13 protein-coding genes are annotated in these 13,849 nt (G+C 72.6%); 10 read left to right on the top strand and 3 right to left on the bottom strand.

The window, feature by feature from the left end:
- Together FXF68_RS13545 and FXF68_RS13540 are read right to left on the bottom strand one after the other, a co-directional pair.
- Positions 1–1,344, bottom strand: a complete 1,344-nt coding sequence (locus FXF68_RS13545) for a hypothetical protein (protein WP_187437900.1) — start codon at positions 1,342–1,344, stop codon at positions 1–3.
- Between the two features lie 241 nt (positions 1,345–1,585).
- Positions 1,586–2,143 carry a TetR/AcrR family transcriptional regulator gene (locus FXF68_RS13540; protein ID WP_148759249.1) on the bottom strand — a complete coding sequence of 186 codons (558 nt, stop codon included), beginning with the start codon at positions 2,141–2,143 and terminating at the stop codon, positions 1,586–1,588.
- A gap of 75 nt (positions 2,144–2,218) precedes the next feature.
- On the opposite strand from FXF68_RS13540, the gene FXF68_RS13535 reads away from it, so the two are divergent.
- A complete protein-coding gene (locus tag FXF68_RS13535) occupies positions 2,219–3,172 on the top strand; it encodes a TIGR03620 family F420-dependent LLM class oxidoreductase (RefSeq protein ID WP_148759247.1) in 954 nt (317 codons plus the stop codon).
- Positions 3,173–3,263: 91 nt separating this feature from the next.
- Positions 3,264–3,998, top strand: coding sequence for a sensor histidine kinase (locus FXF68_RS13530; protein WP_148759246.1), 735 nt, complete (start codon positions 3,264–3,266; stop codon positions 3,996–3,998).
- Positions 3,999–4,006: 8 nt separating this feature from the next.
- On the opposite strand, the gene FXF68_RS13525 is transcribed toward FXF68_RS13530, so the two are convergent.
- Entirely contained in the window at positions 4,007–4,885 is an 879-nt protein-coding gene (locus tag FXF68_RS13525; protein WP_187437899.1) for a flavin reductase, read from the bottom strand.
- A 345-nt stretch (positions 4,886–5,230) separates the two neighbouring features.
- Between FXF68_RS13525 and FXF68_RS13520 the strand changes: the two genes are divergently transcribed.
- From FXF68_RS13520 to FXF68_RS44450, 8 genes are read left to right on the top strand one after another with little or no spacing between them, the layout of a single operon-like run.
- Positions 5,231–6,463 (top strand): Rieske 2Fe-2S domain-containing protein, encoded by a 1,233-nt coding sequence (locus FXF68_RS13520; RefSeq protein ID WP_187437898.1) that lies wholly within the window; start codon positions 5,231–5,233, stop codon positions 6,461–6,463.
- Position 6,464: 1 nt separating this feature from the next.
- Positions 6,465–7,652 carry an ABC transporter substrate-binding protein gene (locus FXF68_RS13515; protein WP_148759243.1) on the top strand — a complete coding sequence of 396 codons (1,188 nt, stop codon included), beginning with the start codon at positions 6,465–6,467 and terminating at the stop codon, positions 7,650–7,652.
- Positions 7,649–9,424 carry a branched-chain amino acid ABC transporter ATP-binding protein/permease gene (locus tag FXF68_RS13510; RefSeq protein ID WP_148759242.1) on the top strand — a complete coding sequence of 592 codons (1,776 nt, stop codon included), beginning with the start codon at positions 7,649–7,651 and terminating at the stop codon, positions 9,422–9,424. The genes FXF68_RS13515 and FXF68_RS13510 overlap by 4 nt, the downstream gene beginning before the upstream one ends.
- The gene (locus FXF68_RS13505) at positions 9,421–10,170 is read left to right on the top strand and encodes an ABC transporter ATP-binding protein (RefSeq protein ID WP_148759241.1); all 750 of its coding nucleotides are present in this window, start codon (positions 9,421–9,423) and stop codon (positions 10,168–10,170) included. The genes FXF68_RS13510 and FXF68_RS13505 overlap by 4 nt, the downstream gene beginning before the upstream one ends.
- Entirely contained in the window at positions 10,163–11,041 is an 879-nt protein-coding gene (locus FXF68_RS13500; RefSeq protein WP_148759240.1) for a branched-chain amino acid ABC transporter permease, read from the top strand. The genes FXF68_RS13505 and FXF68_RS13500 overlap by 8 nt, the downstream gene beginning before the upstream one ends.
- Before the next feature lie 10 nt (positions 11,042–11,051).
- Complete coding sequence (locus tag FXF68_RS13495) at positions 11,052–12,014, top strand: PDR/VanB family oxidoreductase (protein WP_148759239.1); 963 nt, start codon at positions 11,052–11,054, stop codon at positions 12,012–12,014.
- 40 nt (positions 12,015–12,054) lie between these two features.
- Positions 12,055–12,984: an alpha/beta fold hydrolase gene (locus tag FXF68_RS13490; protein WP_148759238.1), complete on the top strand. Its 930-nt coding sequence runs from the start codon at positions 12,055–12,057 to the stop codon at positions 12,982–12,984.
- Positions 12,981–13,823 (top strand): VOC family protein, encoded by an 843-nt coding sequence (locus FXF68_RS44450; protein ID WP_148759237.1) that lies wholly within the window; start codon positions 12,981–12,983, stop codon positions 13,821–13,823. The genes FXF68_RS13490 and FXF68_RS44450 overlap by 4 nt, the downstream gene beginning before the upstream one ends.
- The last annotated feature ends 26 nt before the right edge of the window (positions 13,824–13,849 follow it).

The raw sequence follows: 13,849 nt of genomic DNA, 5'->3' as shown, positions 1-13,849 counted from the left end.
TCAAAGCCTCTGCAGGTAGTTGCGGGTCTCCCAGTCGGTGACCACTGATCCGTACTCGCGGCACTCGGCGCGCTTGTAGTCCAGGAAGGTGCGGTGGAACTCCTTGCCCATGACCGTTTCCGCGAGGTCGTCCGCCTCGAACTGGTCCAGCGCCTGCTCCAGGGAGCGCGGCAGGGCGAGGTCGCCGTATCCGGCGAGCTCCTCCGTGGTCATACGGTAGGTGTCGCGGTTGAGTGGTTCGCCCGGGTCGAGCTTCTTGGCGACGCCGTCCAGCCCGGCGGCGAGGATGAGCCCGATGCCGAGGTGGTAGTTGACCGAGGCGTCCACGGTGCGAACTTCGAGGCAGTGCCGGTTCACCGGCATCCGGCACATCAGGGTGCGGTTGTTCTCGCCCCAGCTCCGGTGGACGGGGGCCCAGGAGATCTCGTCCATGAAGCCCTTGCTGGTGAACCGCTTGTAGGAGTTGACCGTCGGGGACGTCACCGCGCAGATCGCGCCCGCGTGGGCGAGCACGCCCGCGACGAAGTGGCGGGCCGTGTCGCTGTAGCCCCCGCCGGACGCGGCCTCGAAGACGTTCCGGCCGCTCTCCTCGTCGGCCAGGCTGATGTTCACGTGCGACGCGGAGCCGAAGTCGTCCTGGAACGGCTTGGCCATGAACGTCGCGATGCAGCCGAGCTCGCGGGCGACGTGCTTCGCCATCAGCCGGAAGATCACCATGCGGTCGGCCATGGTGAGCGCGTCGGTGTAGTCGAAGTTGAACTCGTACTGCCCGTCGCCTCCCTCGTGGTCGAAGGAGTAGACGCCGTAGCCGAGCCCGTTCATGTACTCGACCATCGGCCCGAGGAAGGGCTCGGCCAGGACCGTGGTCTCCAGGTCGTAGCCCCGCGTCGGCGCGTCCAGCCGGTCCTGCGGCACCAGCGGCTCCCACCCCTCGGCGGTCTCGCGCACCACGTAGAACTCGGGCTCGATCCCCACGTTGGCGACGAAGCCCATCTCGGCGGCGGCCTCGACCTGGCGGAGGAGGAAGTTGCGCGCCTCCTGCGGGTAGAGCTCGCCGTCGAGGTGCAGGCTCGTCGGCACCACCGCGAACTCCGGCTTCCAGGGCAGGACCACCAGCCGGTCGAGATCGGGGATGCCCGCGCACTCGTCCTCGTGCGGACCGAGGTCGCCCATCCCCTCCAGCGCGCCCACGGTGTACAGCTCCGAGCCCTTCGCCATCGAGGGCAGCGACTCCACCGGGACGCACTTGCTCTTGGGCACCCCGTGGATGTCGACATAGAAGCCGAACACGTACTTGACGCCCTGCTCGATCAACTGGTCCCGAAGGACCTCCGCCTGTGACACAAACCACTCCTCTGCTCGATTTCGACCCATAGTGAGGCTGAGTAGTTCGAATGTCAACACTCAAGAGCCGATCGAGTACTTGATCTCGACTCAGAGTCGGAGAGGTGAGCGGTTCAGGGCACAGCGCTCGACGGCATGCGAAAGCCCCGGCGGCCCGGTCATGCACGAGGAGTCGGGTCGCACTCGTGCATGGCGTGGGCATCGCCGGGGCGGACGGGCGCGAAGCGCCTGTTCTTGGGGGTCAGCGGGGCTGGAGGCCCTCTACGGCCAGGCGGAGCAGGCGGTCGAGGTCGGCGGTCGTGTAGTGGCTCGCGGCGCCCGCCCCGCAGACCATGGCGAACACTTCGGCGCGGGACACGTCGGTGCGGATGGCGCCCGCTTTCTGCGCCTCGACCAGGAGCAGGTCGGCGGCGGCGCGCATGCTCCGGACGCTCGCGTACAGGTCCGAGTCCTCGGCCTCGGCGGTGGCCAGGATCGACTCCGCGAGGCCCTGGTAGGTCGACGAGCAGCGGCCGAACTCCTGCAGCCATTCGATCAGCGCCTCGCGCGGCGCGTCGGAGCCGGCGAGCCGCTCCGCCCTCTCCCGGAGACCGATGACCTGGTCGTGGATCAGGGCCTGGAGGAGGGCCTCGCGGGTCGGGAAGTGCTTGTAGAGGGTGCCGATGGCGATCCCGCAGGTGCGCGCGATCTCCGCCAGCGACGCCTGCACGCCGTGCCGGCGGAAGGCGGCGTCCGCGGTCTTCAGCAGCTTCTCGCGGTTCTGGCGCGCGTCGGCGCGCAACGCCCTGGGCTGCGGCACACGACCTCCTTGTTAAGGTGAGAGCCTCTCACTATGCTTAGGTGAGAGGCTCTCATTCTATCTCTTGGAGGACGGATGGACACGACGGCGGGCCCCCTCGGCCTGTGGACGCTGGCGCTCGACAAGGAACCCGCCGCCCGGGTGCGCGAAGTGGCGGCCGAGATCGAGTCGCTCGGCTTCGGCGCCCTGTGGATCGGCGAGGAGTTCGGCCGCAACGTGCTGACGCACGCCGGGCTGCTCCTCGGCGCGACGGACGGGCTCGTGGTCGGCACCGGGATCGCGAACATCTTCTTCCGCGATCCGATCGCGATGGCCGCCGCGGAGCGGTCCCTCGCCGAGGCGTACCCCGGCCGGTTCGTCCTCGGCCTCGGCGGGCACCGGGTGGACGACCGGCCGCTGATCTACCTGGGGCATCGCGTCCCGTCCGGCGGACGTGCCGTCTCCACGATGGGCGCCTACCTGGACGCGATGGACGCTGTGCCCCTGCAGAGCCCGCCGCCGCCGGCGCCCAGCCGCCGCGTCCTGGGCGCGCTCGGGCCGAAGATGCTGAACCTGGCGGCCGAGAAGACCGACGGCGCGCTGCCCTACCTCGTGCCGGTCGCGCACACCGAGGACGCCCGCGCCCGCCTCGGTCCCGACGCGCTGCTGGCCGTCGAGCAGGCGGTCGTGCTCGACCCCGACCCGGCCCGGGCCCGCGAGCTGGCACGGGCCCACGTCGCCAGGTACTTCGCGCTCGGCGGCGCGCACGTCAAGGACATGCTGCGGTTCGGCTACGCGATCGAGGAGCTGTCCGACGCCCCGGCCGACCGCGTCGTCGACGCGCTGGTGGCGGGCGGCGGGCCCGGCGCGCTCGACGCCGTCTCGGACCGGGTGCGGGCCCACCTCGACGCCGGGGCCGACCACGTCTGCCTGCAGGTCCTCACCGCCCGGCCGGGCGCGCCGATCGCCGAATGGCGCGAGCTGGCCGGGCTCACCGGCGACCTGCCGCCGCGAGCCCGCGCGGTCAGCCGGGCGGGCTCCGCCACCTGATCGGCGCCATGCGGAGGCGACGGCCGGAGCCCGCGCCGGACGCCGCCTCCGCCCCACCCATCACCGCGAGCGAACAGGAGAAGCCGTCATCATGACCGGATTCACCACCGACCACCCGGCCAGGGCGCGTGGAGCGCCGATCGGTCATCGAGGTGGTCAGCCCGACCCGCCCGGCGTCCGCGAAGAACGCAACCGCCGGTTCTCAGCGGCCCTCGCCCACGAACTCCGCACGCCCGTGGCGTCCTTCGAGCTCGAACTGAGGGAGGCGCTCGCGTACGCCGAAGGCGACGAGACCCGCTCCGCGCTCTCCGGCGCCCTGCGGGCCGCCGAACGCCTCGGCGGGATCGTCGCCGACCTGCTCTTCCTGGAGCGGCTCGACACCGCGGCGAGTGCCCCCGACGAACGGGTCGACCTCGCCGCCCTGATCACCGGGCGGGCCTCCCGCGGCTCGCCGCGCCGGACCCGTCTCCAGCTCGCCGAGGCCTTCACCGTGCCGGGAGACCCCGCGCTGATCGCGCGCCTCCTGGCCGCCCTGCTCGACAACGCCGAACGCCACGCCGACGACACGGTCACCGTCACCCTGGACCGCGGCGGCGGGCACGCGGTCCTCACCGTCGAGGACGACGGGCCCGGCATCCCGCCGGACCATCGCGACCGGGTCTTCGACGTCTTCTACCGGCCCGACACGGCCCGCGGCCGGGACGCCGGCGGCGCCGGGCTCGGCCTCACGATCGCCCGCGCCATCGCCGTCCTCCACCACGGCACGCTCACCGCGGCTCCCGCCGAGCGCGGCGCGCGGCTCGTCTGCCGGCTTCCGCTGCGATGAGGCGCGGGTCAGCGCGCCGCGGCGGCCGCGCTCCGGGGCTCGGCGTCGCCGAACCGGCCGCCGCCGAAGAAGAGCAGGACGGGCCGCTCCGCGAACAGCCGCGCCTCGTAGACCTCGCCGATGACCAGCGTGTGGTCGCCCGTGCGCAGGGTGTTGCGGGTGCGGGCGGAGAAGGCGGCGCTCGCGTCGGCCAGCCGCCGGCCGCCCCGGGCGGTCTCGACGAGGTCGACGCCGCCGAACTTCTCCGGGCCGCTCCGCGCCAACTGGACCGCGAGGTCCGACTGACCGGCGTGCAGCACGCTGACGGTGAAGTCCGTGCACCGCACGAACGCGGGATGGCTGGACGCGGCGTGCCCCACCGACAGGCCGACCAGCGGGGGGTCGAGGGAGAGCGACACGAGCCCCGTCGCGGTGAACCCGACCGGCCCTCCGGTGCCGGGGTCCGTGGTGATGGCGACGGCGACGCCCGTGACGAAGCTGCCCATGACCCGGCGCAGCTCGGCGCTTCCCGGCCCGGACCCGGACGTCCGCGCGAGCATCTGGACGGCGCGCTCCGCGCACGCCCGCTCGATCTCGGCACTGGCCCCGCTCACCGCCACGGCGAAGTCCAAGTCCATCCCGTCTGGCCCGCCGACGAGCAGCGAAGTCCCGCGGCCCACCCGCTCCGGCGCGCCGTCCGCCCGCCGAAGCGCCGCCGAATCCAGCCGGGCGCGGGCGCTCGCCTCCGCCAGCGCACGCGCCTCCGTCTCGAACGTCCAGTCGGCGTCGCCTCCGCGGCTGGACGCCAGGCAGCGCCCCGACCCGTCGGCGACGGCGACCGCGACCGGCTCGCCGTGCAGGGTCGCCAGGCTCAGCGCCGATTCGAGGGCGGCTTGTGCGATGTCCATTCTCGTGCGCCTTCCGTGATGCCAAAGGGGCGGGGAACCGCCTCGACGATGCGGGACGGCGCGCCTTCCGAGCAAGCCCCGTTGCATTCCGAGCAACCCCGTCCCCGACCTCGGAGAACACGGAGTTGCGATAGCTGCAACCGCGGTTCGCCCGCGAATGCCGACTGGGTCACATTGACGATGAGCGGAACCTGAACAGCGGTGGAACGGCCGGGACGGCAGCCCTGGTCCGGAAGCCACCGCCCCCCTTCGACAAGAGACGGCGCAGATCCCGGACGGCGGATCCGGGCGTTCGCCTCGCCCGGCGCCTCGTCGGCGGGCCCGGCGATGATGAGGAGACGATTCATGGGTACGACGGAGCGGGCGGCGGAGCTCGACGCCGGCGTGGACGAGACCGGCCGCGTGGACGAGACCGGCGGCGCGCGGCCGCTGCGCGGCGGGCGGTGGCACGTCGGCTACACCCAGGCCCGGCACGGGCTGCGGAACTACTGGTACCCGGCGCTCTTCTCGCACGAGATCGAGGATGGGACGTTCCGGACCCGGCGCATGCTCGGCGAGAACATCCTCTTCAACCGGGTCGACGGCACGGTGCTGGCCGTCGCGGACAGCTGCGTCCACCACATGGTGCGCCTGTCGGCGAAGCCCGGCGGCGCCGAGAGCCACGTGCCGGGCACGGTGACGTGCTGGTACCACGGCTTCACCTACGACATGCGGACCGGCGACCTCACCGGCGTCCTGACCCAGCCGGACTGTCCGCTGATCGGCCGGGCGAAGATCGCGAGCTATCCGGTGGCGGAGCGCCAGGGCGTCGTGTTCGCCTGGATCGGCGACGACGAGCCCGGCCCGCTGGAGGCGGACGTCCCGCCCGGGTTCCTCGGCGAGGACCACAAGGTCGTCGGCCTGCGCCGGACGATCGCGAGCAACTGGCGGCTCGGCGCCGAGAACGGCTTCGACCCGACGCACATCTACTTCCACCGCGAGGCGCCGATCGTCACGGGCACCTCGCGCCGGATGCCGCTGGGCCTGAACATGGTGCCCGGCAAGGAGCCGGAGTTCGTCTCCGCCGGGGGACGCCGCGGCCTCGTCGACATGCTGCGCGAGAACTACGAGCCGCTCTACGAGGCCGAGGTCAACGGCAGCGTCGTCAAGGCGACCGGCACCCACCGGTCGACGACCGAGGAGGGGTCGATCTGGCTCCCCGGCGTCCTGAAGATCACGAAGTTCCTGCCCGACCCGGAGATGACGCACTTCGAGTGGTACGTCCCGATCGATGAGGACCGGCACGACTACGTGCAGATGCTCGTCCGGCCGTGCGCGAACGCGGACGAGGAGAAGGACTTCGTCGCCCAGTACCACGGCATGTGGGAGCAGATGTTCCACCGCGACGGCTTCAACGACCAGGACATCTGGGCCCGCTGCGCGCTCCAGGAGGTCTTCGCCAACGAGGACGAGTGGTCGTCCGAGCAGTTGATGAAGCCCGACATGGCGCTCATCCACTGGCGCCGGCTGGTGCACGGGCACGCCCGCGGCTTCCAGGGCCCGCCGCGCTTCGCCGCCCCTAAGGACTCGGTGGACTGACATGAACACTCACCACGCCCCCGGACGCTCCAAGCAGCACCCGGAACGCTGGACGCAACTGTCCGCGGCCCTGATCGCGGCCTCGCTCGCGCTCACCGCGTGTTCGCGCGGCGACGACTCGGCCAAGGACGAGATCGTGTTCGGCCTCGACCTCGAACTCACCGGCACCGGCTCGTTCCTCGGCAAGGGGATGCAGGCCGGGATCCAGGCGGCGGTCGCGAAGCTCAACGCCGCGGGCGGCGTCGGCGGCAGGCGGATCCGCGTCGTCGCGCGCGACAACCAGAGCGATCCGACGCGCGCCGCCACGCTGGTCTCCGAGCTCAAGCGCAAGGGCGCCGGCCTGATCATCGGTCCGGGGTTCGCCCAGGACTGCGCCGCCGCCGCCCAGATCCTGGTCAGGGAGGACGTCGCCGGGCTCTGCCTCAGCGCCGGCGACCTGCCGAAGAACGACACGAACATGTTCGGGATCGGCCTCGACTACTCCACCATGGAGCAGGCGATCGCCACGCAGTTCGCCACCAGCGGCGTGAAACGGGTCGGTCTCGTCGCCGCGAACGACACCAGCGGCGACCAGACCGTCGCCACGTTCGTCGGCGGCGCCAGGGCGCGCGGCATCGCGGTCGACGTCCAGCGGTTCAACGGCCCCGCCAACGACCTCACCCCGCAGTTGCTCGCGGTGAGCCGCAACAGGCCCGACGCCATCCGCGTCCAGGCCACCGGCCCGGACGCGCTCGTCGGCGTCGCGAACGTCAAGGCGCTCGGGATCAGGACGCCGGTGTGGCTGCCGAACTCGGCGGCCTCGCTGCGCTTCGCGGGCCAGGTGAAGGGCGACGTCGGCGCGGGCAACATCGCGACCTGGATTCCGGCGATGCTGGCCCCGAGCGGGACCGAGGACCATCCCGCCCAGGCCGCGCAGATCAACGCGTTGAGGGCGGCGCTGTCGGGGGCCGACACCATCTCCGCCGCCGGATGGGACGCCGTCCAGATAGCCGCCGCCGCGATAGCGAAGGCGGACGGGACGAAGACGAAGAAGCTCATCACCGCGCTGGAGCACGGCCAGAAGTACTTCGGTGCCTACGCGGTGCAGCAGATCACCAGGGCCGACCACCGGGGCGCCAGCGAAGAGGGAACGCTCCTGCCGGCCCGCTTCACGCCGCGGGGCGGGTTCGTCCTGAAGGACTCCCCATGAGTTCGGCGGCCGCCGGCCGGATCCGCCGGGCGGGCGTCCGGGTCCGGCTCCGGGTCTTCGTCGCCCTGGTCCTGGTCGTCGTCTGCGCGGCGGCGCTCGGCGGCGAGCTTGAGCCGGTGCTGCTGGCCATCGGGATCTGGGGCATCGCGGCCGTCGGGCTGGGGCTGGTGCTCGGGTTCGCCGGTCAGATCTCCCTGTGCCAGGCCACCTTCGTCGGCATCGGCGCCTACTCGTACGGGATCCTGACGACGAAGCTCGGAGTGCCCTCGGTGGCCGCGCTCCTCTGCGGGGCGCTCGTCACGGGCGCGCTCGCCGCGCTCGTCTCGCCGATCCTCCGCATCCGCGGCTACTACCTGGCGATCGCGACCATCGTGTTCAGCCTGCTGGCGTCGGCGCTGGCCGTCTCGGGCGCGGGCGTGCCGGGCGGCTCCAGCGGCCTGTCGGGGATCCCCTACATCGAGGTCGGCGGCCTGCGCCTGGAGACGCCCCGCGAGTACGCGGCCCTGGCGCTCGGGCTGCTGGCCGCCTTCGCCGTCGGCGCGCATCTGCGCTACGGGCGCGGCAGGCGGTGGCGGGCGATCCAGTCGATCCGGCACGACGAGTCGCTCGCGGACGGCATGGGCCTGAACGTGGTCGGCATCAAACGCGAGCTGTTCACCGTCTCGGGGGCCGCCGCCGGGGTGGCCGGCGGAATCCTCGGCGCCGCGTTCGGGTTCATCGCGCCCTCGCAGTTCTCCTTCGGAGAGTCGTTCACCCTCGCGCTGGCCGTCTTCATCGGCGGGTCGCTGAGCCTGTGGGGAGCCGTCCTCGGAGTGGTGCTGCTGGAGGTCTCCGGTCCCCTCCTGGGGGACGCGGGCTCCCTGCACGGACTCCTGATCGGCGTCGCCGCGCTGCTGACCGTCCGGCTGGCGCCGCACGGGTGGATCCGCCGCCGCGAGGACGACGCGGCCGCGCCGCCGCCACCCGCGAGCCGCGAGCCCGCCCGCGTGACGGCCCCGGTCACGGCGATCGGACGGCGTGACGACGGCGCGAGCCTCACGACGGCGGGCCTCTGCCGGTCGTTCGGATCGCTGCACGCCGTGCGCGACGTCGACCTGCGGATCGAACCGGGCACCGTGGTCGGCCTGATCGGCCCCAACGGCGCGGGCAAGACGACCCTCCTCGACCTCATCGCCGGGGAGACGCGCGCGAGCAGGGGCGCCGTCCAGCTGGACGGCCGCGATGTCACGCGGCTCTCGGCGTACCGCCGCGCCCGGCTCGGACTCGCGCGCACCTACCAGCAGTCACGGATCATCACCGGGCTCTCGGTCGTCGAGAACATCCAGCTCGGGATCGACGCCTCGGTCGCGGCCGGGGCCGACGTCCCGCGCGGCGACCGGCTCGCCCTGGCGGCCGCGGCGGCGGAGCAGGCGGGCGCCGGGCACCTGCTGGCCAAGCCGACCGGCTCGCTCACCTTCGGCGAGCGGCGCCTGGTCGAGCTCGCCCGGCTGCTCGTGGGCGCCCGGCGGCTCGCCCTGCTCGACGAGCCCTTCTCCGGCCTCAGCCGGTCCGAGGGCGAGGCGCTGTGCCAGGTCGTCAGGACGCTGAGGGCGCGGGGCACGACCGTCGTCCTCGTCGAGCACGCCATCCCGTTCGTGCTGTCGCTCGCCGACGAGCTCGTCGTGCTGGACCAGGGGCGGCTCATGGCCGCGGGCAAGCCCGACCAGGTGATCCGGCTGGAGTCCGTCCGCGAGTCCTACCTCGGGTCGGTCCCGGAACGGGAGGTGTCATGACGGCCGACGCGTTGCTGCGGGTCGAAGGCGTGTCGGCGGGGTACCGCGACATGACCGTGCTGCACGGCGTGACGTTCGCCGCGCGGGCGGGGACCGTGACCGCCGTCGCCGGAGCGAACGGAGCGGGCAAGACCACGCTGCTCAAGACCGTCCTCGGTCTCCTGCCCGCCGTCGCCGGGACCGTCCTGCTGGACGGCGCACCGGTCACCCGGGCGCCGGTGGCGGAGCGGATCGCGCTGGGCATGGGGCTGGTGCCCGAGGGCCGGGGGCTGTTCGGCACGATGAGCGTCGCCGACAACCTGCGGCTCGGCGGCCGCGCCGCCGGGGTGCGCGGCGCGGCGCTGCGCGCGGCCGTCGACGCCGCGCTCGCACCGTTCCCGGACCTCGCGGCGAAGCTGAACGTCCCCGCCGGGCGGCTGTCCGGCGGGCAGCGGCAGATGCTCGCCCTGGCGCGCGCGCTCGTGCCGGGCCCCCGCCTGCTGCTGCTGGACGAGCCGTCCATGGGCCTCGCGCCGAAGGTCTGGTCGGAGCTCCTCGTCCTGATCCGGAGGCTCGCCGACGAGGGACGCTCGGTGGTCCTCGCCGAGCAGAAGATCCGGCCCGTCCTGGAGATCAGCGACCGGTGCGTCGTCCTCCAGCGCGGCCGGGTCGTGTACGCGGCGGACGCCGGGAGCGAAGCCGCGGAACGCCACATCGACAGCGCCTACCTGGAGACCGCGATGGACCCGGGGAGCCACCATGGCTGAGTTCCTGCAGCTCACCCTCGCCAACGTCACGCTCGCCGCCGTCTACCTGCTGATCGGCCAGGGCTGGAACCTCAACATCGCCGTCTCCGGCCTGCTCAACCTGGCGATCGGCGGCCTCTACATGTTCGGCGGGATGCTGAGCTTCCAGTTCGCCGCCGGGTGGGGCCTCCCGGCGGCCGTCGCCGCCCTCCTCGCCGTCGCGGCGGTGGCGGCGATCGCCCTGCTGGTGGAGATTCTGCTGCTACGGCCCGCCGGGGACCGCGTCGTCGTGCAGATCATCGCCACCATCGGCGTCTCGATGGTGCTGATGGAGGCCGCGCGGCACTGGTTCGGCGTCGACCCGGTGAAGCCGCCCGCCCTGCTGCCCGGCGACCCGGTGCCGGTCGGCCCGGTGCCGGTGACCCCGCAGGCGGTGTGCGTCATCGTGGTCGCGGTCGCCGGGACGGTCGCGTCGCAGCTCTTCTTCCGGCGCACCGACCGGGGCCGCGCGATGCGCGCGTGCGCCGACAATCCCGACGGCGCGCGCGGGATCGGCATCGACGTCGCCAGGCAGCGGACGATCGCCTACACCGCGGCCGGGGCGCTGGCCGCGCTGGCCGGAGTGCTGATCGCCCCGCTGATCCCGGTCACCTACGCCGGAGGCGACTTCGTGGCGCTGAAGGCGTTCATGGCGATCGCCATCGTGGGCCTCGGCGACTTCGCGTGGGCGCCCGCCGGAGCCCTGGTGGTCGCCTCCATCGAGGGTTACGTCGCGGGGTACGTCTCGTCCGACTACCGCGACGTCGTCGTGCTGTCGCTGCTGCTGGCCGTGTTGCTGGCCAAGGTCGTCCGGCCGTCCGGACGCCTCGACCTCCTGCCGAAGACGGGCTGAGGCCGGTCCCATGCGACTTTTGGTCAAGCAGATCCGCTGGGAGTCCGACTCCGTGGTCTCGCTGACGCTCGTCGATCCGGACGGGGCGGAGCTGCCTGCCTGGGAGCCCGGGGCCCATCTTGAGGTGTCCCTTCCCACGGGCCTCGTCCGCCACTACTCGCTTTGCGGTGAGGTGGACGACCGGACCTGCTACCGGGTGGCCGTGCTCCGCGAGCCGGAGAGCCGCGGCGGGTCGCGCTTCGTCCACGAGGAGCTGCGCGTCGGCGCCCGGCTCCCGGTCGGCGGGCCGCGCAACCGCTTCCCCTTCACGCCGTCGGCCCGGGTCGAGTTCGTGGCGGGCGGGGTCGGCATCACGCCGATCCTGCCCATGGTCCGCGAGGCCGACCGCCGGGGCCTGGACTGGCGCCTCTGGTACGGCGGGCGCGCCTCCTCGTCCATGGCCTTCGTGGACGAGCTCACCGCCGTCGACCCCGGGCGCGTCCGGCTGTTCGCGGCCGACCGCGGCGAGCTCATCGACCTGGACGCCGCGCTCGGACGGCCGTCCGACGACGCGGCCGTGTACTGCTGCGGCCCCGAGCCGCTGCTGCGGGCCGTCCAGGACAGGTGCGCCGCCGCCTGGCCGGAGGGCTCCCTGCACTACGAGCGCTTCGTCGCCCCGACGACCGCCGGAGCCCCGGCGGCGGAGGGCGGGGCGGAGGGCGGGGCGGACGTCTTCGTGGTGGTGGCCCAGCTCTCCGGCGCGGAGGTGAAGGTCCCGCCGGGCAAGTCGGTCCTGGAGGCGCTGGAGGAGGCGAACGTCGCGGCGCCGTTCTCCTGCCGCGAGGGCATCTGCGGGACGTGCGAGGTCCGGGTCGTCGAGGGGATCCCCGACCACCGCGACCTGGTCCTCGACGACGACGAGCGCCGCGCCGGGAACTCCATGATGATCTGCGTCTCCAGGGCGAAGAGCAGACGCCTGGTCATCGGGCTGTGAAATCCAAACGATCACGAACTTCGCCGGAAAGGGAAAATCGATGACAGTTGACGCGGCCGGGAAACCCACCGGCTCGCTGTGGCTGGCGCTGCTCGGAACACGGGTCGATTTCCTCGGGAACCGCTACCGGACCCGGGTCATCGAGAACGGCGAAGGCCATCCGCTGGTCCTTTTGCACGGCAACGGCGGCCACGCGGAGTCCTATGCGCGCAATGTGCGGCGCCTTGGTGCGGCGGGCTACCGGGCGATGGCGATCGACCTGCTGTGGCACGGGCTGTCGAGCAAGCCCGCCTTCGAGCCCGACATGGTGCCCGCCTACGCCCGCCAGATCCTCGACCTCCTCGATTCGGAAGGCATCGAGAAGGCCCATTTCGAGGGCGAGTCCCTCGGCGGATGGGTGTGCCTGTGGCTCGCGCTCCACCATTCCGACCGGGTCGGCAGACTCGTGCTCAACACCACGGCGGGGATTCGCTGGAAGGCCGGGAGCGTCGCCGAGGACGTGGCGGGCGGCCGGGAGGCGTTGCGCGCGCGCAGCCTCGACGCGTTGCGGAACCCGTCCAGGGAGAAGGTGCGGCGCCGCCTCGAATGGCTGGTCGCCGACCCGGCGCTCGTCACCGACGAACTGGTGGAACTGCGCCATTTCATGATGACCGAGCCCACCGGACGCGAAGCGCGGCTCCGGATCGCCGAGAACTCCTTCGGGTTCGGCTCCGGCGCCCGCGCCGAGATCGACGAGGCCCGCCTCGCCGACGTCGCCGCCGAGACCCTGGTGCTCTGGACGGACCACAACCCCGGCCACGGCCCCGACACCGGACGCCGGATCGCCGGCCTCATCCCGCGCGCGCGGTTCCGCCTCATCGAGGACGCCGCGCACTGGCCCCAGTGGGAGAGGCCGCTGGAGCACGACCGCGCCGTCATCGGCTTCCTGGACGGAGCCCTCGACGATTCCCCGAAGGAGCAGGACGCATGAGGGTCAAGGCCCTTTCCCACCTGGCCGTCAACGCCCGGGACCTGGACGCGTGGGAGGAGTTCGCGACCGCCGTCCTCGGCCTGGCGCCGGTCCGGGACGGCGACCGCCTGAAACTGCGCCTCGACGAGCGGTCCTACCGGTTCGACGTCCGCGCCGCCGCCGAGGACGCTCCCGCATGGCTCGGCTGGGAGGTCGCCACGGCCTCCGACCTGCTGGAATGCCGGATCGCGCTGGAGGAGGACGGGATCACGGTCGAGCGCGGCACGGCGGCGGAGATCGCGGACCGCGAGGTCATCGACCTGCTGCGCTTCACGGACCCGGACGGGCTCCGGCACGAGGTGTGCCTCGGGGCCTCGGTCGCCGCCGAGCCGGTGGCGTTCAGCCGTCCCGGCGTCGGCTTCGTGACCGGGGACCTCGGGCTCGGCCACGTCGCGCTCGGGGTCACCGACCTCGCCAAGGCCGTCGACTTCTTCTGCGGCGTCCTCGGCTTCCGCGTCACCGACGTCATGCCCGAGGCGTTCTGCTTTCTGCGGTGCAACGAGCGGCACCATTCCGCGGCGCTCATGCGGTGGCAGCGTCCGGAACTGCATCACGTCCTTCTTCAGGCACTTGACCTGGAGCAGGTCGGGCGAAGTCTCGACGAGGCCATGAAACGCGGTCTGGTCACAAAGACGCTCGGCCGCCACGCGATCGACGACCTCGTCTCCTTCTACGCCAGGACACCGTCCGGCTGGGAAATGGAGATCGGCTTCGGCGGGATGCGCGTCGGCCCGGACTGGGCGGTGCGGCGGGTCGGCAGGCCGTTCAGCAGTTGGGGGCACCGGGCGGTCGCCACCTGAGCCGGCCGCCGCGTTGCAGGGACCGC

It is taken from the genome of Actinomadura decatromicini (genome assembly GCF_008121305.1).
GTDB classification, from domain to species: Bacteria; Actinomycetota; Actinomycetes; order Streptosporangiales; family Streptosporangiaceae; genus Spirillospora; species Spirillospora syzygii.
The sequence above is the reverse complement of the archived record's forward strand: the minus strand, read 5'-3'. Positions and strand labels throughout refer to the sequence as shown.

What these genes read in the sequence shown, in the direction of transcription:
- FXF68_RS13530 (WP_148759246.1), top strand. Translation starts at nt 3,264, where the DNA reads ATGACCGGATTCACCACCGACCACCCGGCCAGGGCGCGTGGAGCGCCG.
- FXF68_RS13515 (WP_148759243.1), top strand. Translation starts at nt 6,465, where the DNA reads ATGAACACTCACCACGCCCCCGGACGCTCCAAGCAGCACCCGGAACGC.
- FXF68_RS13505 (WP_148759241.1), top strand. Translation starts at nt 9,421, where the DNA reads ATGACGGCCGACGCGTTGCTGCGGGTCGAAGGCGTGTCGGCGGGGTAC.
- FXF68_RS13525 (WP_187437899.1), bottom strand. Translation starts at nt 4,885, where the DNA reads ATGGACATCGCACAAGCCGCCCTCGAATCGGCGCTGAGCCTGGCGACC.
- FXF68_RS13520 (WP_187437898.1), top strand. Translation starts at nt 5,231, where the DNA reads ATGGGTACGACGGAGCGGGCGGCGGAGCTCGACGCCGGCGTGGACGAG.
- FXF68_RS13490 (WP_148759238.1), top strand. Translation starts at nt 12,055, where the DNA reads ATGACAGTTGACGCGGCCGGGAAACCCACCGGCTCGCTGTGGCTGGCG.
- FXF68_RS13495 (WP_148759239.1), top strand. Translation starts at nt 11,052, where the DNA reads ATGCGACTTTTGGTCAAGCAGATCCGCTGGGAGTCCGACTCCGTGGTC.
- FXF68_RS13535 (WP_148759247.1), top strand. Translation starts at nt 2,219, where the DNA reads ATGGACACGACGGCGGGCCCCCTCGGCCTGTGGACGCTGGCGCTCGAC.
- FXF68_RS13510 (WP_148759242.1), top strand. Translation starts at nt 7,649, where the DNA reads ATGAGTTCGGCGGCCGCCGGCCGGATCCGCCGGGCGGGCGTCCGGGTC.
- FXF68_RS44450 (WP_148759237.1), top strand. Translation starts at nt 12,981, where the DNA reads ATGAGGGTCAAGGCCCTTTCCCACCTGGCCGTCAACGCCCGGGACCTG.
- FXF68_RS13500 (WP_148759240.1), top strand. Translation starts at nt 10,163, where the DNA reads ATGGCTGAGTTCCTGCAGCTCACCCTCGCCAACGTCACGCTCGCCGCC.